Annotated in this window: 22 protein-coding genes; 15 read left to right on the top strand and 7 right to left on the bottom strand. The window is 45.3% G+C overall.

The genetic code is table 11. From position 1 onward, the window contains the following. Positions 1-52: 52 nt before the first annotated feature. The 3 genes from pafA to ABR189_RS05355 are packed head-to-tail and all read right to left on the bottom strand — an operon-like array spanning position 53 to position 4,245. A complete protein-coding gene (gene pafA, locus ABR189_RS05345; RefSeq protein WP_354659419.1) occupies positions 53-1,690 on the bottom strand; it encodes an alkaline phosphatase PafA in 1,638 nt (545 codons plus the stop codon). Positions 1,691-1,736: 46 nt separating this feature from the next. Then, entirely contained in the window at positions 1,737-3,059 is a 1,323-nt protein-coding gene (locus ABR189_RS05350) for a purple acid phosphatase family protein (protein ID WP_354659420.1), read from the bottom strand. A 43-nt stretch (positions 3,060-3,102) separates the two neighbouring features. Then, positions 3,103-4,245: an amidohydrolase family protein gene (locus ABR189_RS05355; protein ID WP_354659421.1), complete on the bottom strand. Its 1,143-nt coding sequence runs from the start codon at positions 4,243-4,245 to the stop codon at positions 3,103-3,105. Between the two features lie 716 nt (positions 4,246-4,961). Between ABR189_RS05355 and ABR189_RS05360 the strand changes: the two genes are divergently transcribed. The 10 genes from ABR189_RS05360 (at position 4,962) to ABR189_RS05405 (ending at position 14,756) form a co-directional block, all read left to right on the top strand. Continuing rightward, complete coding sequence (locus tag ABR189_RS05360) at positions 4,962-6,704, top strand: GMC family oxidoreductase (protein ID WP_354659422.1); 1,743 nt, start codon at positions 4,962-4,964, stop codon at positions 6,702-6,704. Positions 6,705-6,708: 4 nt separating this feature from the next. Further along, complete coding sequence (locus ABR189_RS05365) at positions 6,709-7,344, top strand: gluconate 2-dehydrogenase subunit 3 family protein (RefSeq protein WP_354659423.1); 636 nt, start codon at positions 6,709-6,711, stop codon at positions 7,342-7,344. A 41-nt stretch (positions 7,345-7,385) separates the two neighbouring features. After that, a complete protein-coding gene (locus ABR189_RS05370; RefSeq protein WP_354659424.1) occupies positions 7,386-8,852 on the top strand; it encodes a Gfo/Idh/MocA family protein in 1,467 nt (488 codons plus the stop codon). Between the two features lie 30 nt (positions 8,853-8,882). Then, a complete protein-coding gene (locus tag ABR189_RS05375; RefSeq protein ID WP_354659425.1) occupies positions 8,883-9,557 on the top strand; it encodes a 3-keto-disaccharide hydrolase in 675 nt (224 codons plus the stop codon). Between the two features lie 31 nt (positions 9,558-9,588). Further along, positions 9,589-10,308 carry an orotidine 5'-phosphate decarboxylase / HUMPS family protein gene (locus ABR189_RS05380; RefSeq protein ID WP_354659426.1) on the top strand — a complete coding sequence of 240 codons (720 nt, stop codon included), beginning with the start codon at positions 9,589-9,591 and terminating at the stop codon, positions 10,306-10,308. A 14-nt stretch (positions 10,309-10,322) separates the two neighbouring features. Then, positions 10,323-11,348, top strand: coding sequence for a zinc-binding dehydrogenase (locus ABR189_RS05385; RefSeq protein ID WP_354659427.1), 1,026 nt, complete (start codon positions 10,323-10,325; stop codon positions 11,346-11,348). A 2-nt stretch (positions 11,349-11,350) separates the two neighbouring features. Further along, the gene (locus ABR189_RS05390; RefSeq protein WP_354659428.1) at positions 11,351-12,133 is read left to right on the top strand and encodes an SDR family NAD(P)-dependent oxidoreductase; all 783 of its coding nucleotides are present in this window, start codon (positions 11,351-11,353) and stop codon (positions 12,131-12,133) included. A gap of 57 nt (positions 12,134-12,190) precedes the next feature. Then, on the top strand, positions 12,191-13,096 hold the full coding sequence (locus ABR189_RS05395) for a sugar phosphate isomerase/epimerase family protein (protein ID WP_354659429.1): 906 nt from the start codon (positions 12,191-12,193) through the stop codon (positions 13,094-13,096). A 45-nt stretch (positions 13,097-13,141) separates the two neighbouring features. Beyond that, positions 13,142-13,855: an MBL fold metallo-hydrolase gene (locus ABR189_RS05400; RefSeq protein WP_354659430.1), complete on the top strand. Its 714-nt coding sequence runs from the start codon at positions 13,142-13,144 to the stop codon at positions 13,853-13,855. Between the two features lie 211 nt (positions 13,856-14,066). Then, positions 14,067-14,756, top strand: a complete 690-nt coding sequence (locus tag ABR189_RS05405; protein WP_354659431.1) for a peptidase associated/transthyretin-like domain-containing protein — start codon at positions 14,067-14,069, stop codon at positions 14,754-14,756. Positions 14,757-14,863: 107 nt separating this feature from the next. Here the strand turns inward: ABR189_RS05405 and fdhA are convergent, their stop codons facing one another. Both fdhA and ABR189_RS05415 read right to left on the bottom strand, forming a co-directional pair. Then, positions 14,864-16,054 carry a formaldehyde dehydrogenase, glutathione-independent gene (gene fdhA, locus ABR189_RS05410; RefSeq protein ID WP_354659432.1) on the bottom strand — a complete coding sequence of 397 codons (1,191 nt, stop codon included), beginning with the start codon at positions 16,052-16,054 and terminating at the stop codon, positions 14,864-14,866. 18 nt (positions 16,055-16,072) lie between these two features. Then, a complete protein-coding gene (locus ABR189_RS05415; RefSeq protein ID WP_354659433.1) occupies positions 16,073-16,474 on the bottom strand; it encodes a GlcG/HbpS family heme-binding protein in 402 nt (133 codons plus the stop codon). A 191-nt stretch (positions 16,475-16,665) separates the two neighbouring features. Here ABR189_RS05415 and ABR189_RS05420 point away from each other — a divergent pair, with 191 nt between their 5' ends. After that, positions 16,666-17,568: a helix-turn-helix domain-containing protein gene (locus ABR189_RS05420; protein ID WP_354659434.1), complete on the top strand. Its 903-nt coding sequence runs from the start codon at positions 16,666-16,668 to the stop codon at positions 17,566-17,568. Positions 17,569-17,649: 81 nt separating this feature from the next. Continuing rightward, the gene (locus tag ABR189_RS05425) at positions 17,650-18,345 is read left to right on the top strand and encodes a DUF2461 domain-containing protein (RefSeq protein WP_354659435.1); all 696 of its coding nucleotides are present in this window, start codon (positions 17,650-17,652) and stop codon (positions 18,343-18,345) included. A 4-nt stretch (positions 18,346-18,349) separates the two neighbouring features. On the opposite strand, the gene ABR189_RS05430 is transcribed toward ABR189_RS05425, so the two are convergent. After that, complete coding sequence (locus ABR189_RS05430) at positions 18,350-19,177, bottom strand: AraC family transcriptional regulator (RefSeq protein ID WP_354659436.1); 828 nt, start codon at positions 19,175-19,177, stop codon at positions 18,350-18,352. Positions 19,178-19,261: 84 nt separating this feature from the next. Here ABR189_RS05430 and ABR189_RS05435 point away from each other — a divergent pair, with 84 nt between their 5' ends. Next, positions 19,262-20,014: a metallophosphoesterase family protein gene (locus ABR189_RS05435; protein ID WP_354659437.1), complete on the top strand. Its 753-nt coding sequence runs from the start codon at positions 19,262-19,264 to the stop codon at positions 20,012-20,014. Between the two features lie 42 nt (positions 20,015-20,056). Here the strand turns inward: ABR189_RS05435 and ABR189_RS05440 are convergent, their stop codons facing one another. Continuing rightward, positions 20,057-21,139 carry a DNA alkylation repair protein gene (locus ABR189_RS05440; protein ID WP_354659438.1) on the bottom strand — a complete coding sequence of 361 codons (1,083 nt, stop codon included), beginning with the start codon at positions 21,137-21,139 and terminating at the stop codon, positions 20,057-20,059. A gap of 162 nt (positions 21,140-21,301) precedes the next feature. Between ABR189_RS05440 and ABR189_RS05445 the strand changes: the two genes are divergently transcribed. Both ABR189_RS05445 and ABR189_RS05450 read left to right on the top strand, forming a co-directional pair. Next, entirely contained in the window at positions 21,302-21,706 is a 405-nt protein-coding gene (locus ABR189_RS05445) for an HYC_CC_PP family protein (RefSeq protein ID WP_354659439.1), read from the top strand. Positions 21,707-22,001: 295 nt separating this feature from the next. Next, on the top strand, positions 22,002-23,291 hold the full coding sequence (locus ABR189_RS05450) for an efflux RND transporter permease subunit (protein WP_354659440.1): 1,290 nt from the start codon (positions 22,002-22,004) through the stop codon (positions 23,289-23,291). Position 23,292 lies beyond the last annotated feature (1 nt).

Raw genomic sequence — 23,292 nt, forward strand, 5'->3', positions numbered from 1 at the left:
CTACAGCTACCTGTAATTGGCTTTTTTAGTCTTTTGATTGATGGTTTTTAGGTTACTTCATGTATTCGTTGCTTATTTCTGTGATGACTTCTCCAATATTTCCGCTGGGCATTTGTATCTGCAGTAGTGCTGCGAGGGTAGGTGCGATATCCACCATGCCTACTGTGCGGTTCGTTTTTCCGTGTTTAATACCGTGTCCCATCCATACTAAGGGGATATGTGCATCATAGGGGTACCATTCGCTGTGAGAGGCTCCTTTTACGGATCCGGCTTTCCATCCTGCCGCTCTTAACAGAAAAATATCTCCGCTGCGTTTGGTATTACATCCGTTGATGTACATTTTTTTGATGCGTTCAGGTATGGGAGCGGTAGCCAGATCGTCCTGAGACACTGCATATGCCAGTCCGCGTTCCTGGCTGAACAGTCCTGCTATGTAACTGGCTACTGTTTTTTTATCCAATCCTTTTTTGGACAGTACCTCATAGTTGAGATATACCTGGCCGTTGGTAAACGTTTGTATAATATCGGCGGTACCATACTTAGCTTTTACCGCAGCATATACCCGTTCTTTCATAGCGTCTTCGTTAATCGCATCACCCGGGATATTGTGTTCCTGCAGGTAGCCGGGAGCATGGCCTACACCGTGGTCTGCCGTGATAAAGAAGATGTAGCCATCTTTTCCAAACCGGCTGTCCAGGTATTTGAAGAATTCTCCCAGGTCTTTATCCAGCCGCAGGTAATTGTCTTCCACTTCTATGGAGTTGGGACCAAAGCGGTGGCCGATTTTATCAGGGCTGGACAAGCTTACTGTCAGCATATCAGTATGAGGTCCATCCCCCAGTTTATAGCCTTCAATGGCAGCCTTAGCAAATTCAAGCGTCAGGGTGTTGCCAAAAGGGGTGTTGGAGAGAGAAGGTTTGGTATGGGGAAAAACAGGCTTATCTTCTCCGCTGAATACGTTTTCGTAAGATTTATCGTCTTTGTCGCTCAGGATATAACTTTCCAGTGGATAGAGGGTATTCCAGCTACCATGCATCAGGGAATCTTTCCAGTTAACCGCATTAAATTTGGTGGCCCAGTCAGGTAATGCATTCATGTAATAGGTGCTGGTAATAAAGCTGTTGGCATCCTCATCATACCAGAAGGCGCCGTTGGCGGTATGTCCTGCCGGCAAGATAGCAGCCCGGTCCTTTATGGAAACGCCTACTACTTTACTCTGGTAGTTGGTGGCGATACGCAGTTCATCACCCACTGTGGTAGTGAGCAGGTTTCTGGGAGAGCGGTTGCCATTTGATTTGCTACCTACTGCAGTAACCGTGGTATCTTCCACATTCTCAATGGAGCGGCCCCAGGCCCTGTCGTACCAGCCATTGCCCACAATCCCTGTAATAGCAGGTACAGAACCGGTATATACGGAAGAGTGGCCAATCGCAGTAACGGTAGGCGCATGGCTGATCAATGTGTTCTCGCAGCTGAATCCTTCCCGGATCAACCTTTTAAAGCCGTCTTCTCCATATCTTTCCCCGTATTTGTACAGATAGTCCCAGCGCATCTGGTCTACCATCATCCCTATTACAATTTTAGGCCGGGAATAGTTACTGCCGGAGGCAGCACGTTTGTTCTCACACGCTGTCATTGCCATTAAGACGCAGGCAGCAACATGGATCTTTAAAGAGGTAATTCTTTTCATAACGTTTATATTTCACAGTTTTTTGGTGTGCCTACCCAGTATAGGATTATTTTGCAGGCATGATCTCTACCAGTTTATTGATTTTTCCTTTTTGTTTAACGAGGTCAAAAGCATCAAACAGTTTACCATTGGATGTATACGTTCTGAATTGTAATCGCTCATTTTCTACTGTTGCTACATGGTACAGTTGGGTATGGATTGCAGACCTGTCCATCCAGAATTTTGGATCAATACCGCTGTCTGCCATTTTAGGGCCGCTTACGGACACCACATACATGGTACCGGAAGTAGCACCTTTCTGTGGCATTGGGATTTTGGCCATACCACGTGCATAGGTATGGTCATGTCCCTGCAATACCAGGTCTACTTTATACTTATCGAATAAAGGTTTGAATGTTTCTCTCATCCGTTTATTGTCCCTGGAAGCTTTGGGAGAATAGATAGGATGGTGGAAAAGTACACAGGTCCATTTATTGGGATTGTGGCTCAGTACGCTGTCTGTCCAATGTTTTTGTTTTGCCAGCATTTCGTCGGATTCCTCCGCCATATAAGCATCCAGGGAGATAAATCTTACCCCTTGTACATCGGTGAAATAGCAGGTTTCCAAAAGGCCTTCGGGTCCATTTTCCGGCAAAGTGAATTGTGGGCGCCAGAAAGGAGAGAGGGTGTGAATGTTCTCATCCCGTCCATAATCATGATTACCCGGAGAAGGCATGTTGGGAACCATTCCAAAAATGAATGAGCCCGCAGCAAACCACTCGCCCCATTCTTCATCATGATTATCCCGGTTTACCAGGTCGCCTGCATGTAAAATCAGGCGTGTTTCCGGCATTTGCGAATAGGCTTGCCGGATCACCTTGGACCACATGGAATAGAGGTCAGTCTGCGCATCACCCAGGTAGATGAAGGACAGTTTCTGGCCTTTGTTGCCGGCAGTCTTGAACTGGAACCACTCGCTCCAGAAATCACCGGCTCCTACCCGGTAGGAGTACATGGTATTAGGTTTTAACCCATCAAAAACCACGGAGTGATAATTGGCCGTTACCCCTTTCCATACCAGGTCTTTATACTTGCCATCCCCTACAACAGAAGTTTCTGTACGCGCCGTAATCCTGTGGGCATCTTTAATAGTAGAAGGATCAGGATTAGCCTCCTGTATTTCAGCATATGCTGTAGTTACGGTAGTGGCCGTACGCCAGGTAACTGCCATACTGGTGGAAGGGGCTGCTGTAACGGTAAGATTTACTCTGTCGGGCTGATCGGTGGGTGGATAACGGTTTTCTTTTACCTGCGCAACTACCGGGATAGTAAACAATAACAACATTGCTAACTGCACCAATTGACCAACTTTCCTAATAAATAAAATCATAATAAAAATAGTTTCGGTTATGCACTAACAGCGGATCGTTTACTTATGGACGGTTCAATCCTTTGAACCATTTCTCCGCATTCGTTCTGTATATTTTGTCTATGACTGTTTTGGGGAGTCTGAGACCGGTAAAGGGCCCTTCAAAGGATGAGGAGTGCAGGGTGTCGCTGGTGGTAAAAAAGACCCAGTCTTCCAGCCATGCATCATGTATAAATTTAGCTACTTCAGCAGGTGTTTTGCTGGTAGGTTCAGCGCTTCTGTCGGTACCATATATCAGCCGGTCCTGGTAGCGGATAAAGAAATCATGCACCTTTTGCCAGTCTTTGCTGGCCAGGAATTGCAGGGAGGATATTCTTGCCGCCATATCTACCGCCATATTAGGCAACTTATCAAGATGCATAGCCAGTGTATCTGTATTCCATTCCAGGCTACCCAGATGTGCCCCTACGAATTGCAGTTGCGGATGTTTTTCCAGCATGTGATCTCTGGCGGCAATCTGTTGTTCATAAGAAGGGTAGGAGGGATGGGCATACATATGGAATTCCGGATGTTTCATATAGTATTTCCGGTTGGAATTGATCAGCATTTGATCCAGTGGCAACCAGCAATCTTTGGGCTCACCCAGATGGCCGATCACCGGGATATTGGCTTTAGTGAGGTAATCCAGCATTTCATCAAACCGCGGATTGTCTATCATTACAAAATGACCCTGTTTATCTTTAAGGGTCATACCTATATTCTTATATATCTTAACACCTATTGCTCCATTGGCGACAGAGGTCTTTATCTTATCGATGGTTTTTTTGCTCCAGTCGGGGGAATCCCAGTCATCTACCGTAAAAGAGGTAGCAAAAGATACATATTGCGGAAATTGTTTTTGATGCTGTACGGCATATTGCTCCTGTAATATAATACCCGGATCTTCATCCACTACAATTGTTAACATCCGGAAGTTGTCTTCTCTTGCTACATGTACGATCGTGGTATCGGCAGTCCATATATGTACGTGTGCATCAATTTTTCCGACAGTGGGATAATCATCTTTTGTATAATAGGCAACTGTATCTTCTTTGTTTGTATTGTTCACTGCAGGTGCACCGCAACTGCAGATGAGCAGCAGCAGGCTGAATAAAAGGAAGTTGCCTGACTGTTTTACAATATGTGCTGTGGAATTTAACTTGTTCATAAGAATCTGCTCAATATAACTACTGAATTCCGTTGGTTTAATGAAGCGTTGATTACAATCTAAGGCTCCCGGTTTAGTGACACTGAATATATTAATGCATGGTGTATGGTGCCGTCATCATTAAGTCAAAGCACTAAAATATATTAAATAAAGGGGCGGTTATTCACACTCATTGTCTTTATATTATACGATATTATCAAAAGGACTAAAAGTGTCGTTGCATATTTCAAGATATCTGTTTTGTTATCAATAATTACAGGAATAAAGGAGATTACAGCGGCAAGCCGCAGGGTATATAAAAAGCTGCATTTTTACTGCTTTTTATCGGCCAGGATCCGCCACAGTAAGGCAGTCATCCCTGCCAAAGCAGGTTAAGATAACATTTGATACAAACAGGACAATATCGTATAACAATGGCGGTTCCATAATTAGGATATTTGTTTCATTATCGCCAAAGGAAATCTATACGTCTTTGGGGGTAGGTTTATTTGTATCCGGGGAACAAATGCTATGAAATCATAAGTCCATATTCTCAAACCAGTTATGATTGCAACGTTATGAAATTATACAACCAGGCAGTTTTAAAGCAGGGAAATGGAGGGAAGTGTGTTTTGCCAGATTACTGCAATAATAAATGAAGATAAACAGTAAATGTCCGTAGCGGATACATTAATATGTCTGGATCAGAAGTCCACTTATGAAATATTTAGTAAATTATGGGTAGCGTGCAAATTAAGAAATCAACTGAAAATTATGATGTTATCATTGTAGGTTCGGGCGCAGGTGGCGGCATGGCAGGGTATGTCCTTGCCCATGCCGGTATGAAGGTACTGATGCTGGAAGCCGGTCCTTTTTTCGACCCTGCAAAAGACTCCTTACAATTAAAATGGCCCTGGGAATCTCCCCGCAGGGGAGCCAGTACCAACCGGGCCTTTGGTGATTTTGATGGCGCCTTTGGCGGTTGGGAAATAGAAGGAGAGCCTTACACCAAAAAGAATAATACAGAATTCAGCTGGTTCCGTTCAAGGATGCTGGGTGGCAGGACCAATCACTGGGGCAGGATTTCTCTCCGTTTTGGTCCGCATGACTTTAAAGGTAAATCATTTGACGGAGCTACGGACGACTGGCCCATCACTTATGAGGATGTAAAACCTTATTACGATAAGGTAGATCAGCTGATAGGTGTATATGGTACCAATGAAGGGCTGGAAAATGATCCGGATGGCATCTTCCTGCCTCCCCCTAAACCACGGTTGCATGAGCTGTTTATAAAAGATAGTGCCAAAAAGGTAGGTGTAAATGTAATTGCAGGCCGTGGATCTGTACTTACTGAAGCATTGCCCGGCAATAAGGATAGAGGAGCCTGTTTTAACTGCGGACAGTGCGGCAGAAGCTGTAAAGTATATGGTGACTTCTCCTCTTCTTCCTGTTTGGTAATACCAGCGCTGAAAACGGGCAACCTTAAAGTAATTGCCAACGCGATGGTGCGGGAGGTGATTACCGGAGCAGACGGACTGGCCAGTGGTGTTTCTTATGTAAATAAAGAAGACATGCTGGAGTACCAGGTAAATGGCAATATCGTGATCCTCGGCGCCAGTGCCTGTGAATCTGCCAGGATATTACTCAATTCAAAATCAACCATTCACTCTGCAGGGCTGGCCAACAGCAGCGGTATTATCGGTAAATACCTGCATGACTCTACCGGTGTTTCCATGTCGGGGTTCCTGCCTAAGCTGCTGGATAGAAAAAGATACAATGAGGATGGAGTAGGTAGTCTGCATATCTATTCACCCTGGTGGCTGGACAATAAAAAACTGGATTTCCCACGTGGCTATCATATTGAGTATGGTGGCGGCATGAATATGCCTTCCTATGGATTTGCAGATGGCGTACCGGAAATGAACGGGATGGTACCAGACCGTAATGGTAATAAGAAAGATGCAGGTGGATTTGGCGTATCTCTGAAGGATGACTACCGCCGTTTCTTTGGTACGCGTGTGGGCTTTGCCGGAAGAGGGTTGGCCATTGCCAGAGAAGATAATTACTGTGAGATCGATCCTAATGTAGTAGACCGGTTTGGTATCCCTGTATTACGATTTAACTATAAGTGGAGTGATGCCGAGATCAAACAGGCTAAACACATGAAAGAAACCTTCCTGAATCTGTTTGACGCCATGGGTGCTATTGTTACTACGCCGGATAAAGGTTTGGATGAACAATATGGTCTGAAAAAACCGGGCGACATTATTCATGAGGTAGGTACCGTTAGGATGGGAGATAATCCAAAAACATCCGCCCTGAATCAGTGGAGTCAGGCACATGACTGTAAGAACCTGTTTGTAGTAGACGGTGCATCATTTGTACAGCAGGGAGATAAGAATCCTACCTGGACTATCCTCGCCTTGTCTATGAGAACAGCAGAATATATACTTGATCAGCGTAAGAAAAGAAACATATAACAAGATGAAAAGAAGAGAACTTATCAAGGCCCTGGGCCTGACAGCGATCAGCAGTGGTATCCTTTTGGAATCTTGTGATACAGGTACTAAAAAGGTGCCTGCTGCCGATGCGAAAGATACAGGTAGCTTAGCCCTGGTGGATGGGCGGGAAGCCTTTGAAATTGCCCGGTTGAAAAAGCTGGAAGCAGAAACGTTTTTTAACGAACATGAAATGCGCACGATCACGGTACTGGCAGATATCATCATTCCCAAAGATGAAAAATCAGGCAGTGCTTCTGATGCCAAAGTGCCGGAGTTTATAGGATTTATTGTAAAGGATATTCCTGCGCATCAGTTACCGATGCGGGGAGGATTGAAGTGGTTGGACATGCAGTGCCTGAAGCGTTATAATAAACCTTTTGTTGATTGTGCAGAGAAGGAACAGCTGGAGCTCGTAACAGAGATAGCCTATCCTTTAAAAGCCAAGCCTGAAATGAAGCAGGGCGTTGCTTTCTTTAGCCTGATGCGCAACCTTACTGCCACCGGATTTTATACCTCAGAGATGGGGATCAAGGATATTGGATATGTAGGGAATACCCCTAATAAATGGGCAGGTGTTCCGCAGGATGTATTGCAGCAGTATGGTCTGCAATCAAGCTAATCATCATTAATTATCGTTCTTAATCAACTAAAATTAAACACATGGACAAAAATTTGTTGAGTCAGGATAACCAATCCAATTCAAGACGAAATTTTATTAAAACTGCGGCCGTAGCAGCAGCCGGATTCACCATCGTACCTCGTCATGTGTTGGGTGGCAAGGGCTATCTGGCACCCAGCGATAAACTGGTAATCGCCGGGGTAGGTGTTGGCGGCAAAGGACGGTCTGACCTATATAACTTTCATCAGAGTGGTAAAGCTGAAATTGGGTTCTTATGTGATGTAGATGACCGTATGGTGGCCACTTCAAAAGAGCGTTTTCCTAAAGCTAAATATTACAAGGACTGGCGCGAAATGTTTGAAAAGGAATCAAAAAGCTTTGATGCCGTATCGGTTTCCACACCTGACCATAACCACGCTATTATTGCCATGGGGGCAATGCAGCTGGGCAAACACGTGTATGTTCAAAAACCGATGACCCACGATATCTATGAAGCCAGGGCGCTCACGAAAGCGGCCCAACGTTATAAAGTAGTTACGCAAATGGGTAACCAGGGCTCTTCCGGTGATGGGGTAAGACAGCTGCGGGAATGGTATGATGCTGGTGTAATAGGTGATGTACATACTGTATATATCTGGACTAACCGTCCTGTATGGCCACAAGGTATTCCCTGGTCTAAAGAAAAACCTCCGGTTCCTGCAGGACTTGATTGGGATCTGTGGTTAGGTACTGCGCCGTACAAAGATTATGTTGATAAACTGATTCCAGGTAGCTGGCGCGGTTGGTGGGATTATGGTACCGGCGCATTGGGCGATCTTGGTTGTCACCTGATCGAAGCACCTTTCCGTGTACTGAACCTGAAATATGCATTAGATGTACAAGCCAGCGTAAGCAGTGTGTTTGTGGATTTTGGCGAAAGAGGCTTCTTCCCCGATAGCTGTCCTCCGGCAAGTCATGCTACCCTGACATTCCCTAAAACAGACAAAACCAAGGGCAAAGTAACCATGCACTGGATGGATGGTGGTATAAAACCAGAAAGACCGGAAGAATTGGGACCTGATGAACTGTTTGGAGATGGTAACAGTGGTATCTTATTTATTGGTACCAAAGGTAAAATGATGGCCAGTGAATATGCAGCTAACCCACGTTTGTTGCCACTGTCACGCATGAATGAAGTGAAGGTAAAACAAACCCTGGCCCGTGTACCAGGCAGCGCAGAAGGACACTATGCGCAGTGGGTAGAAGGTGCTATAGCTGGATACGGAAATATGGAGCTGAGTTCTCCTTTTGATCTGGCAGGCCCGCTGACAGAAGCCGTATTAATGGCTAACCTGGCTATCAGGGTAGCAGATATTCCAAGGCCAAGAAAATCAGGAAAAGGAAATGAATATCCTGGTGCGAATACCAAGTTACTCTGGGATCATCAGAATATGCGTGTTACCAACTACGACGACGCCAATCAGTATGTAAAACGCGAGTACAGGAAAGGCTGGGGAACACTGGGTTGATTTTTATTAAAAAACTAGTAATAAGCTAAGATGAAATATAACATAACGTTGTTCCTGATCGCTGCTGCAGTGATGATGGGCTGTAGTACCAGTAAAAAAGCCGGATCAGCAGACAGCGCCGGAGCTTCTGCAAAAGGTAATGGCGGATGGATTTCTCTGTTCGACGGGAAAACACTGAATGGATGGCAGGCAGGTGAAAACCCCGGCACCTTTTCGATAGAAGACGGTGCCATTGCAGTGCATGGCAAGAGAGCACACCTCTTCTATATGGGAGAGGTGGGTAATCATAACTTCAAAAACTTTGAATTCCAGGCGCAGGTAATGACTATGCCAGGCTCAAATTCAGGGATCTATTTCCACACGAAATTCCAGGAGGTAAAATTCCCGGATGATGGTTTTGAAGTACAGGTAAACAACTCGCATGGCGACTGGAAAAGAACAGGCAGTTTGTATGATATCAAGGAGATCAAGGAAAAGCTGGTGGATGACAATGTATGGTTTACTGAGTATATCCGGGTAGAGGGTAAAAAAGTAACCATTAAGGTCAACGACAAAACTGTACTGGAATGGACGGAGCCTGAAAATGCGGTGGCGCCGGAAGGACATCCAGGCAGGTTGATTTCCAGCGGAACATTTGCCCTGCAGGGACATGATCCCAAGAGTAAAGTACTCTTTAAGGATTTGAAAGTAAGGATGCTACCATAATTAAAAGCGAATACTTTTTATATAATAATTTATGAAACCGATAGTACAAATATCACTTGATTTAACAAACATTGATGAAGCCCTAGAAACAGCTGCATTGGCAGTGCGTGCAGGCGTTGATTGGTTAGAAGCTGGTACTCCTTTGATCCTGGCAGAGGGTTTACATGGAGTAAGAAAGCTGCGGGAAGCCTTTCCAAATATTCCGATTGTAGCAGATCTGAAGACAATGGATGGTGGATATCTTGAAGTGGAAATGATGGGCAAAGCCGGCGCCACGCATGTAGTGGTAATGGTGAGAGCGCATGAAGAAACAATCAAGTGTGTGGTGAATGCTGGTCGCGACTTTGGTGTAAAAGTAATGGGAGATAATCTGGGGCACCCGGACATGGTGGAAGGAGCAAAAATCCTGGAAGACCTGGGTTGCGATTACGTGATTCACCATATCGGTTATGATGAAAGACGTGGTATCGCTGCACAAGGTAAGCGCATGCCTAGTCCGCTGGACCAATTACGTGAAGTGGTGAGTGCCGTAAATATACCTGTGCAGGCAGTAGGTGGCCTGTCACTGGAGCAAGCTATCCGCTGTCCGGAATATGGCGCACCACTGGTAGTATTGGGCGCTCCGTTGACTATTGATGCAGATGCCTTTAAAACAGCTACCGGAGATCTGGAAGCATCTCTCCGGATGATTTGTGAAAAAATTCATGCATACGGCGACGTTGCGGTAGGAAAAAATGGTATTAAAATTTAAATCATTCAGATAAAATGAAATCAGCTGCTGTGGTGAACTATGCACCTGAAAAAGGTGCCGTAGAGATCCGTGAAATAGAAAAACCTGTAATTGGTGAAGAAGATGTGTTGTTGGAAGTTGCTTATGTAGGTGTATGCGGAAGCGATATACACCAATGGACCAATGGTCATAGCTGGACCGTAAACTATCCGGTAGTATTGGGGCATGAATTTGCCGGTCGTATTGTAGAAACCGGCAGCCGCGTGAAAGGTTGGAAAGTAGGCGACCGCGTAGTAAGTGAAACTGCTGCTATTATCGATCCTGATAATCCTATGTCGAGAGTAGGATTGTATAATCTGGACCCTACCCGTAAGGGATTTGGATATGGTGTAAACGGTGCGATGACACGCTTCGTTTCAACACCTGCCCGTTGTCTGCATCGTATTCCTGACCAGCTGCCATTTGAACATGCCTGTTTAACAGAGCCTTGCTGTGTTGCTTACAATGCAGTAGTAAACAATGCACATCTGAAGCCAGGTGATCGTGTTGTTGTGCTGGGCCCTGGTACGATAGGTATCCTGTGTGCAGCCGTAGCACGCCTTTGTGGGGCTGATGTAGCAGTGGTAGGGCTGGAAGCAGATAAAGGCCGTTTAGCCATTGCTGAGCAATATGGTTGTGAGGGTATTGTAGGTGATGCTACTGCATGGGCAAAAGAAAGAGATGGTCTTGGTGCTGACTGTATCATAGATGCCGCAGGAGCAAGTGCTACCATTAAGATTGCGATGGACCTGGTACGTCCTAACGGGCATATCCTGAAGGTCGGTTGGGGACCTCAGCCACTTGGTTTTTCTATTGACCCGCTGGTACAAAAGAACGTAACCTTGCAGGGAAGTTTCAGTCATAACTGGCCTGTATGGGAGCGTGTTATTGCTTTGCTGGCCAGTGGCCGTCTGGATGTGAAACCTGTTATTGGCGGTATCTGGCCAATCGCTGAGTGGCACGATGCTTTTGAAAAGATGCATAGTGGCGCTGTAGTGAAAAGTATTATTAAACCAGTATAGTTATGCGGTTGAAAGATAAAGTTGTTATAGTAACCGGTAGCTGCACCGGCATCGGTAAAGCCATTGCCATACGTTGTGTGGCAGAAGGCGGCAAGGTGGTAGTGCATGGGCGGGATGGTGCCAGAGAACAGGGAGAAGCTATTGTGAAAGCGCTGGGAGCCGATAAGGCAGTATTGCATATAGAAGACATCACTTTTGAAGGAGCGCCACAACGTTTAGTAGCAACAGCGGTCAATAAATTTGGCCGCCTGGATGCTATTGTAAATAATGCTGCCATGATCGTGTCGTCTGATGTACATACTACTGATCTGCCCTTGTTTCGTAGTATTATGGAAGCCAATCTGATGGCACCATTTGCTATTATACAAGCCGCATTACCTCACCTGAGCAATGCACGCGGCAGTGTGCTGAACATTGGGTCGGTAAATGCCTGGAGCGGAGAACCTAACCTCTTCGGATATAGTGTTTCGAAAGGCGCATTGATGACCTTAAGCCGTAACCTGGGGGATACCCTCCACCGGGAAATGGGTATCCGGGTAAACCAGCTCAATGTAGGCTGGGTACTGACCGAAAAGGAAGCAGAGCGTAAAAAAGCACAAGGTCTTGCAGAAGACTGGTACAAGGATCTGCCAAGGGTATATGCACCTGCCGGCCGGCTGTTGAAGCCGGAAGAAATTGCCGCTGCCGCAGTATATTGGCTGGCTGATGAAAGCGGGCCTATCAGCGGACAGGTAGTGGAGCTGGAACAGCACCCGCTGATTGGCCGTAACCCGCCTAAGAATTAAAACAGCGTAGTCTGCATATTCCTGAAACAAACGATCATTTATTAAAGAATTTATTTTATGCCGAAACTCGCCGTTTTTCCAAAAGCCTTTATGCACGCCTTATGTAAGGATGGTAGCATGAAGGTGTCTGAATGGATAGCGCTGGCAACTAAACTGGATATTGAAGGACTGGAGTGGTATGCCGGATTCCTGGAAATGTCTGATAAAGCCAACTGGCCCATCTTTCGTAAACAGGTAGAAGATCAGGGGAAAGTCATCCCTATGATGTGCTGTTCTCCCGACTTTACACACCCGGATGCAAAATTCCGCGAACAGGAAATCAACAAACAAAAAAACTGGATAGATATGACGCATATCCTGGGAGGTTCCTATTGCAGGGTACTTTCAGGACAGAAGAGACCGGAACTTCAGATGGAAGAGGGGTTGAAACTGGCGGCAGATTGTATCACGGCTTGTATTCCATACGCACAGGAAAGAGGGATTACGCTGATCATCGAAAATCATTATAAGGATGATTTCTGGGAGTACCCGGAATTTGCCCAGCAGATGGATGTATTTTGTAAACTGGTAGACAGGATCCATCACCCTAATTTTGGGGTAAACTATGATCCCAGTAATACTTTCCTGGCAGGAGAGGATCCATTGGAATTACTGAAAAGAGTATCTTCCAGGGTAGTTACCATGCACGCCAGCGACCGTTATCTTAAAGAGGGTACTATCGAAGACCTCCGCAAGGAAGAAGGTGGCGCAGTTGGATATGCCAAACGCCTGAGTCACGGAGAGATCGGGAAAGGGCTTAATGATTATGATGCTATTTTCACTGAATTGAAACGGGTAGGATTCGATAACTGGATCAGCATTGAAGATGGTGTGGATGGTATGGATCAGCTGGAACGCAGCGTAGCTTTCCTGCGCCGTAAGTTACAGCAATACTGGCCGGTAGCTGCTGGTGTACAATCGTAAGCATGATCATGCTGTAGCACGAAACAGATTTCAAAAACGAATGTAATGCAGGTATTAAAAGGACTTTATCAGGTAGGTGGTGATTTGAATGGTATTACGTTCGATCAGCAAGGGGCCTTGTGGAATGATGGCAACTCTTATATTTTAAAAACACCACAAGGTCTCTTGATGTTTGATTGTGGTTGTGGTGATACCATGGATCAGATATTCAGGAATATGGCATACTGGGATCTGTCTCCTGATGACATTAAGTATTGTATTCTCACGCATTCCCATTTTGACCATGCAGGAGGGGCGCATCTTCTCAAGAAAAGGGGGGTAAAGCTGTTGGCCAGCAAGGAAGCAGCAGCCAGCGTAGCTGCCGGAGATGAACGTTGCTGCGGGTTTTTATATCATAAAACTTTCCATCCTGTAGAAGTAGATCAGATAGTAGCTGATGGGGAAGTACTCCACTTGCTGGGCCTGGATATTGAAGTCATCTATGTGCCAGGTCATAGTATGGGATGTACTGCTTATGCATTCAATTATGAAGGAAAAAGGCTGATGATCAGCGGAGACCTGATCGGCACTATACTGGGTGGAGATTTTGGGTGGAGTGGTTCTATAGATTTTGACAAAAAGATATATACCGCCTCCCTGATGAAATTTGCAAAAATAGACATGGATATCATGTTGCCCGGTCATGGGTTAATCCATTTTCACAATCCCCGTTATAAGGTGGAAGTAGCCCTCAATGCTGCATTGATGGAGTGGCGATAATTGTTATTGGCCGGGGTTTGGCAGAGCCGGTGATGCGCCGGTTCTCCCCTCAGGCTGTACCATTAATGTCGGTGGTTGTTGAATAAAATGAATTGTTAATATTTCAGCTATGCTTGCTTATGTCTCCATCCTGTCTTAGATTGGGGGCGGAATGAGGGTCACTAATCTTTTACAAAAGACAATAATATTTACAATATTAACCTTACTTCATTTGTCTGTTAGCGGACAAGTGAAGGTGAGCGGAACGGTATATGACCGTTCTGCCCGTTATGGTATGCCAGGAGTGAGTGTGAGAAGCACCACCGGCGCCGGTACCGTAACCGATTCTTTAGGCCGATATAGTATTAAATTACCCCTTACTGACTCCATTAGCTTTTCCTACCAGGGAAAGGCTACGATGAAATTTCCCGTAAAAGAGATTCCCTTTAACAGGCCTTTTGATATGAGCCTCCATGTAGATGTACATATATTACCGACGGTAGAGGTAGCTACCCGTATGCCTAACTACAGGAGGGATTCATTGGAACACCGTAATGAATACCGTAAGATATTTGACTACTCCCCGGATTTTCTATCCATGGGCGGAGGTGGTGGAGTGGGGGTAGGGCTTAACCTGGATGCTTTGTTCAGCTTAAAAAAGATCAAAAGAATGGAGGCCTTCAGGCGATACCTGGAGCAGGATGAACGGGATAAATATGTAGACCACCGCTTTAATAAGGAGTTGGTAAGGAAAATAACCGGCCTGGAGCCCACCGCTTTGGACACCTTTATGGCGCAATACCGGCCCAGTTATGAGATGCTACAGGGGTTCCCTACGGAATACGATTATTATTCCTACATCAAGTACTGGGGAGAGGTTTTCTCCGAAAAATGGGCGCAGCATCATCCTAATCAGCCTTAGCCATAAATCAGCCAGAAAACCCAGGTAAAAGGAATGGAGGCTGACCAAAAGTACTTTCCTCCCCAGGATAGTGTTCTTTTTAATCAGCCCCATGTGGTTTTTCAGGATCAGGCCCGAATCATTCCATGTGGATCAATGACGAACTTTTTGGAGGCTCCTTTATCGAAATCGTGATATCCTCTGACCGCATCGTTCAGGGTAATCACTTCCACATTCACGGCATCTGCAATTTTGATTTTATCGTAAAGGATGGCATTCATCAGTTGGCGGTGGTATTTCATCACCGGGCACTGACCGGTATGTATGGAGTGTGATTTTGCCCAGCCCAGTCCAATGCGGATACTCAGGCTGCCTTTTTTAGCCGCTTCATCCACAGCACCAGGATCACCGGTAACATACAGCCCTGGGATACCCAGTTGCCCGCCGGCACGGGTGATATCCATAATAGAATTCAGGACGGTAGCAGGCTGTTCCACATTACTGTCATGCCCGTGGCCTTTCGCCTCAAATCCAACACAGTCCACCGCACAATCTACTTCCGGAACACCGGTGATCGCAGCAATCTGATCAGCCAGAGAGGCTTCTTTTTTCAGGTCTATGACCTCGCATCCAAAACTTTTGGCCTGCGCCAGCCTTTCATCGATCATATCCCCCACAATTACAATGGCAGCACCCAGCAGATGGCAGGAAGCTGCACAGGCCAGGCCTACAGGACCCGCACCTGCCACATAAACAATACTGCCTGGCCCCACGCCAGCAGTTACCGCACCATGAAAGCCGGTAGGGAAGATATCTGACAACAAGGTAAGGTCCTTGATTTTTGCCATTGCCTGATCGCTGTCGGGGAATTTCAGCAAATTGAAATCTGCATAGGGTACCATCACGTATTCTGCCTGTCCGCCTACCCAGCCTCCCATATCCACATAGCCGTAAGCAGCTCCGGGCCGGGCAGGATTTACATTCAGGCAGATGCCGGTTTGCCCTGCCTTACAATTACGGCACCGGCCACAGGCAATATTGAAGGGCACGGATACCAGATCGCCTGTTTTAATGAACTCTACATCCCTTCCGGCCTCAATGACCAATCCGGTAATCTCATGCCCCAGTATCAGTCCCGCAGGAGCTGTGGTACGTCCGCGTACCATATGCTGATCACTTCCACAAATGTTGGTGGATACTATTTTCAGGATTACCCCATGCTCGCATTTACGATCACCTAATGCGAGTTTAGGATATTCAATTTCTCTTACTTCTACCACACCTGGTTTTATATAGGCAACGCCATGATTTTGACACATCGTATTTGATTTTATGCGTTATTTAATACTGTCTGCTCCTGCCTGGGCAACGATATGATCATTTTCTACTGTATCGCCGGAAACCCCTATTGCCCCAATGATCTCGCCTTTGGCATTTTTAATGACTACGCCGCCAGGGAAAGTGATCAGTCCGCCATTGGAGTGTTCGATATTATAAAGGGAGCCGCCGGGTTGGGATAATTTGCCGATTTCTCCTGTAGGCATATTGAAATACCTGGCGGTACGCGCTTTTTTCTGGGAGATGTCTATAGACCCCAACCATGCATCATCCATATGTGCAAATGCGACCAGATTGGTGCCCGCATCTACCACCGCAATGTTCATCAGGGTTTTAATCTCTGTGGCTTTGGCCTTGGCAGCAGCAATTACCGCTTCTGCCTGTTTAAGGGAGATATTCATAACTGGATTTTTGGGTGAAGGAATTACCAATATTAGCAATACCCCTGATAGATTCATTGAACGATCATCCGAATTGATAGAACAATGCTATTTTTAATTTCCTGACTGCTGCTATGGGAATTAATCGATAAATTTATAGGGTAGATAAAACCGGCTGTCCACACTTTTGATCATTATAAAAATGCCCAATAATGAACCAGGTATGCCATCTTGCTCCCATCAATCTGAGTGACACCTCTTCTCTGGATACATTGGTGGAACACCGTCGTGTGTTTAATCTCAATCATTGTGAACTGAATATCTTCGAAACACGTCACCGTTGCAGTAATGTAGCATTATCCTACAATGGGCTGGTAGTGTCCAGTATGATGCGTGGTAAGAAAATCATGTCGTTGTCCGGCGAGGAAGCCTTCTTTTTTTTACCCGGAGAAAGTGTGATTCTTCCCGAAGGGGTATCTATGAAAGTGGATTTTCCGGAAGCGGATGAAAAACACCCGGTACAATGTGCTACGCTGGCACTCGACTGGGATATGGTAAATAAGAATCTGGCTTTCCTGAATGAACAATATCCCAATAAAGCTGCCCCATTTGAGTGGAAACTGAATTTCAGTCATTATCATTTTTTTAATAACAAGGAATTAGCCAGCAGCATTAATAAGCTCATCAGTATAAGTATGGAAGGAGATCTTGCCAAAGATGCCCTGGCCGATTTGTCCCTGAAGTTTTTATTGCTGAGGATTATACAGACGCAGAACCTGGTAGCTATTAATGATACTGCCGCCCGTGATCACCGGTTTACACCGGCGCTGCATTATATCAGAGAGCATCTGACACAAAAGATCAGTATTGATGCACTGGCCAAAGCATCCTGCATGAGCAAATCTGTTTTCTTCCAGGCGTTTAAAGAACAATTTGGTATTCCTCCCCTGGAATACGTATTGCGGGAAAGGATTCAGCAGGCCAAGCGTATCATGGCTGATTCTGCATTGAGTATTACGGATGTTTGTTATCAGGCCGGATTTAATAATCTGAATTACTTTATTAAGCTGTTTAAACGATTAGAAGGAGTAACCCCCAAAGCATACAGGCAGTAAGTTTTGCCACACACCATTACCATACCCGCTGATCCCGGAAAATGTGTTTACATTTGAGGCTTATTACCATGTTCCAAGACAATGAATAATATCGTATTACCACGCATACACCAATCGGGATTTGATTTTTTAAATAATCTGAAAGCAAATAATAACCGAGACTGGTTTAATACAAATAAAACAGTATACCAGGATGAACAGCAACTGATAATAACATTTGCGGATGCGTTATTGGAAAATCTCCGTTCGCATGATCTGATAGCAACCCTGTCGGGGAAACAGAGCCTGTACCGTATTTACAGGGATACCCGGTTCTCCCATGATAAAACACCCTATAAAACTCACTGGAGCGGTAGCTTTACCCGTGCTACCAAATCCCGCAGGGGAGGTTATTATTTCCAGATTGAACCGGGTAATACCTTTGTAGCCGGAGGCTTTTGGGCACCTGTTCCGGCAGATATGAAACTTATCAGGGATGATATTGCTTTTGATGCCGCCCCGCTCCGGAAAATACTCAACAGCAAATCATTCAAATCCAGGTTTGGCGAATTAAAGGGAGAGCAATTGAAAACGGCTCCCAAGGGTTTCGGGGCAGACCACGAGGCCATCGATCTGTTGCGCTATAAACAGTACCTGCTTATCAAACACTTTTCAGACAAAGAGGTGTTAAGTAAAGACTTTCTGCAAGAGATGAGTTTAACCTTTAAGGAGATGCGTCCTTTCTTCGATTATATGAGTGAAGTACTGACAACCGATATTAACGGAGAGGGGCAATAAACACTTATTGTTTTCTGATCTCCTTGGGATTAATGCCTGCCTGATTTTTCATAAACTTATTAAAATGGCTTAAGTCAGCAAACCCAAATTCGTGGCTGATTTCTTTCATCAGTGCATTGCTGAATTTTAAACGGTTTTCAATAAGTTTAAACTTATAATCCCCTATGTACTTTTTGAGGGGAGTGCCCATCTGGTGTTTAAATAAGGCACTCAAGTGATTAGGGGACCTGTTAAAACGTTCTGACAAGGTTTTTAAGCTCAGTGCGGCAGGATCCTGAATATTCAGGTGGATATGATTCATGACACTGATGAGGAGATCCTCCTGCGGTAAATGATCGGGGGCAAGTTGCTGAAATACCTCTCTTTTAATGATAGCAAAGACACTGCGGATCAGGTAAAAGATCACTTCATTGGAAGCACCTCCTGTTTCAGTCCATTCCTGCACAATCATATCCATTAAATGCCCAATTTTATCCAGTGAAGCCGCCGACATTGTCAGGCATGCTCCGTGTGCATTACTGATGCTCAGTAAATGGTCGATCAGCCTGTTCCATTCCTGTTCTGTAGAGGTACCATCAAGGTAGCGATTGCTGAACTTCAGTACACTGAATGTTGTTTCCAGCGTTATTTTGAAAATATGTGCATCCGCAGGTGCCAGGAGAAACAGACACTTTCCCTGATAGGAGGTACGTTGTCCGTTCAGGTCCTGAAAGCCTTTCCCTGCATGGATAAACACCAATTCAAAATGATTGTGGTTATGCACCGGAAATGGCCACTCCCTGGTAGTGAAGTGGCGAACAAAAAGCGGTTCGTGCTGAATAAAACGCTCCAAGGAATGATTTTTTACAAAAGTACCGTTTAAAAGTACAATTTACAGCCCTTGCCAGGAAGTAGTTTTGTGTCAATATAACAACATATGAACCGGATAGCCATATTTAGTGATGTGCATGGTAACCTGCCTGCCTTGCAAACTGTACTGAAGGATATTACAAGTAAAGCAGTGGACCAGGTGTATTGTCTGGGGGATCTGGTAGATTTTGCACCCTGGAATAATGAGGTGATCGCTACGATCCGGGATTTACGTATCCCATGCCTGATGGGAAACCATGATGAGCGGATTGCTTATAACTATGACGTAATCCCATTATCCAAACACAGTGCTGAAGAAACAACTGCCAGGATAGCAGCTATTCATCATACGAAGCAGACCATTCAAGACGTACATAAAACCTATCTGGCGCACCTGCCTCATCAGATCAGGCTCACCTTTGATATTAAAGGCAGGAAAACCAATATACTGCTGGTACATGGCAGTACTAACAGTAATCAGGAGTATATCTATGAAAACCATCCACAGGAGGATATTTGCCATATGATGGATCAGCACCAGGCAGATGTGTTGATCATGGGACACACGCATATATCTTACGTACGTAGGATCCCTGTTGCAGCTGGCATGCCCGACAGGCTGGTCATCAATTGTGGTGCTGTTGGCAGATCTAAGGAAGGCAGTTCCCTGGCTACCTATCTGTTATTAAACATAGATGATGAAGGCATAGGAGCGGAGCTGATCAAACTGGATTATCCGGTAGCAGCAACTGTTGCAGGTATTTTGGAGAGCGCAATTCCTGACTTTTATGCAAAGTTCCTCATGGGAGCTATGGTATAAAAAGCAGTTGGGGTTAGCTCCTGCCGTGAAGGCGGACTGTAATTAAACGCTCAGGTGAAAATTCTTTTCGGCCAAAGTTTTTCCATTGATGATGATTTCAATGCTATGTTTTCCGGGATAATGCTTGCGGGTAGTAAAATCTTTGAACACTTGTTTTTTGATGATATGCAGGCGCTGATCAGGCAACAGGGTTATTTCCTTTAGTTTGAACACCTTCCGGGATATGCTGCCGGCCGATTTAGGGTAATGGATGGCATAATCAATCACCAGTTTTTGTGGTGCAGCTTTTTCACTCACAATATCAAAGGCAAACTGTAATGTTTCTCCTAGCTGAATACGGGATGCAGCTAAGCGGAATTTTTCTATCCGCACTTTTACCCGTTTTTCAAAATTGAAGATGTCCAATGAATCTTTATGCCCTTTTTTGATCAAAGAACGGCTGGCATGTTTGATGATCCAGGCTGTATGGGGATTGGTGGTGCCCCAGCTTTTCAGCACCCTGATCATGTAATCCGGATTGTCTTTGGAGATATCATTTAAGTGGTTGGCCACCGATTTTTTTACGTATACTTCCTCATCCGCTTTTAATTGCTCGATAATATCACGGGTAAGTGCAGGGTTTTTAATCACTGCATCCAGTTTGAACGACCAGGGCAGGCGTGGCCGGCTCCCTTCTGAGGCCAAACGGCGTACGTGAGGGTTATGATCTTCCGACCATGTTTTCATTACCCGGAGCACCTTTTCAGGGGCTACTTTCAGGAATTCCCGTATGGCAAATTCTGATGAGCCAAATGTAGTGAAGTATTTCAGCGCCTCCATAGAAAGTTCAAAATGATCTTTACCGTATCTGCCTACGAAATCCGGAAATACCAGTGCCGTGTATCCTCTTGGTACTTCATTAATGGCCTTGAAGAGGATCCCTACTGCTTTGGAATAATCTGCCGGCAAATGTTGCTGAAGTACCACTGCGGTATTGCGCAAACGCTCGTTGAGGGATAAGGCATCGAGGTCCCGGGTAACCTCTTTAATAAACTGTTTTCCGTTAAAGTGTTTGTCAGCATTTTCAAATGCGGTAGCAAATGTGACGTAAAAGCGGTGGTTGAACATTTCCTTTAATGGCTCCATAATGCAGTTAAAGTGCCAAAGGAAAGCATTTTTTTTCAATCAAACAGCCGTGCTTCCAGTTTAATGGTTGCGGTAATAAGGCACCTCAAAATGGTATAATATAAAAGAAACTCAAAATTATGTAACATTTGGTCCGGCAAATACGCCTATGTTTGCCCTGAAATGAAAAAATTGCTTACACTACTACTGGCCATGTTTTACATGGGGTCGTCTACAGGCGCCACTTTTCACATGCATTATTGCATGGAAAAGCTGGTAGATATACAGTTGTGGCATGGAGAAACCGAAAAGTGCGGCAAGTGTGAAGCAAAGCATGCGCATAATAAGCAATGCACTAAAAAGTGCTGTAAGGACGAGCATAAAACTGTAAAGCTGGAGAAAGACCAGAAGGTGGCGGAAAATACCGTTCATCTGATGCAGCTGGTGGCAGTTACCATCCCGGTAGCTTTTCCTGTGCTTCAGGATATACAAGCTGTTTCACTCACAGCTGCGTTTCCTGTCAGCAATGCACCTCCCCGAAGTAGTAAAGTATCCCCCCAAATATTACACTGTACCTTCCGTATCTGAGCCCCTTGCTCATCAGGCGTATAACGCTTCGCGCATACATACCATTGTATGATTGATACGCCGCTAATATTCCGTTACATCATTTTTTTTCTGGACAAACCGGGCATTTAGCACCTTGTTGTTACTAAGTGCGCTCTTGTGCAGTCTGTGCATCGCACCGTGTTTTATTTACCGGTGTTGGCAAAGGGGTAACCGGTTTTCCAGCATACTAAAAAAGGAGCAACTCCTGCATTATTGAAAAGATATTATGGCCTGGGTAGTATAACGGCTGCTCCCGCCTTTGAAAAGAATATATATGGTACATCGCATTATTGAATGGTCATTACACAACCGCTTTATTGTACTGGTGTTGTCGGCAGTGCTGTTTGCCTGGGGGATTTTTGCGGTAAAGAAAAACCCTATTGATGCTATTCCCGACCTATCTGAAAACCAGGTCATTGTATTTACGGAATGGATGGGGCGTGGTCCTCAATTGATAGAGGATCAGATTACTTACCCGCTGGTGACCAATTTGCAAGGTCTTCCGAAGATTAAATACGTGCGAGGCTCTTCCATGTTTGGGATGAGTTTCATCTATGTCATCTTTAATGACGACGTAGATGTGTATTGGGCACGTGAAAGAGTACTGGAGCGGTTGAGCACCATATCCCGCACGCTGCCTACTGGCGTTGCCCCGCAACTGGGACCGGATGGTACCGGCGTAGGGCATATTTTATGGTATACGCTGGATGCTCCCAATATGGACCTGGGAGAGCAGCGGGCACTGCAGGACTGGTACGTAAAGTTTGCCCTGCAGAATGTAGAAGGCGTCAGTGAGATTGCATCCTTCGGCGGCTTTCAGAAACAATATCAGATTACAATAGATCCTAACAAACTGTTATACTACCGGTTGTCCGCTGCGGAGGTGATCAATGCCATCCGTACCAATAACAATGAATCCGGCGGACGGAAGTTTGAGCTGAGTGATATCGGGTATATTATTAAAACATCCGGTTATCTGAAATCTGTAGCCGAGATAGAGAACATCCCGATTAAAACACAAAACAGTATCCCCATCCGTGTGGCAGACATAGCGGCGGTGCAAATGACGGGAGAGACCCGTTTGGGGATATTTGATCAGGATGGTGAAGGAGAACGGGTAGGTGGCATCGTGGTGATGCGCTATGGAGAAAATGCTGCAGAGGTAATTGAAAGGGTGAAAGCCAAAATGCAGGAAGTGGCCAAGGGATTCCCTGAAAAAGTGAAGTTTGACATTGTATACGACAGAGGGGAGCTGATTACGGAAGCCATTGATTCTATCAAAGGTACCCTGATTGAAGAGATGATCGTGGTGTCTATTGTGGTATTCATTTTTCTTTTCCACTGGCGGAGTGCGCTGAGTATTATCATACAGATTCCCATTACGCTGGCAGCCAGCTTTATACTGTTAAATGCCTTTGATATTTCTTCCAACATCATGTCGCTTACCGGGATTGCCCTGGCGATAGGGGTGATTGTAGACAATGGGATCATTATGAGCGAAAATGCTTATAAGCATCTATCGGAACGGTATGCAATATGGGAGGAACAACAAAAAACTAAGTAAC

This window comes from Chitinophaga sp. H8, from assembly GCF_040567655.1.
Classification (GTDB): Bacteria; Bacteroidota; Bacteroidia; order Chitinophagales; family Chitinophagaceae; genus Chitinophaga; species Chitinophaga defluvii.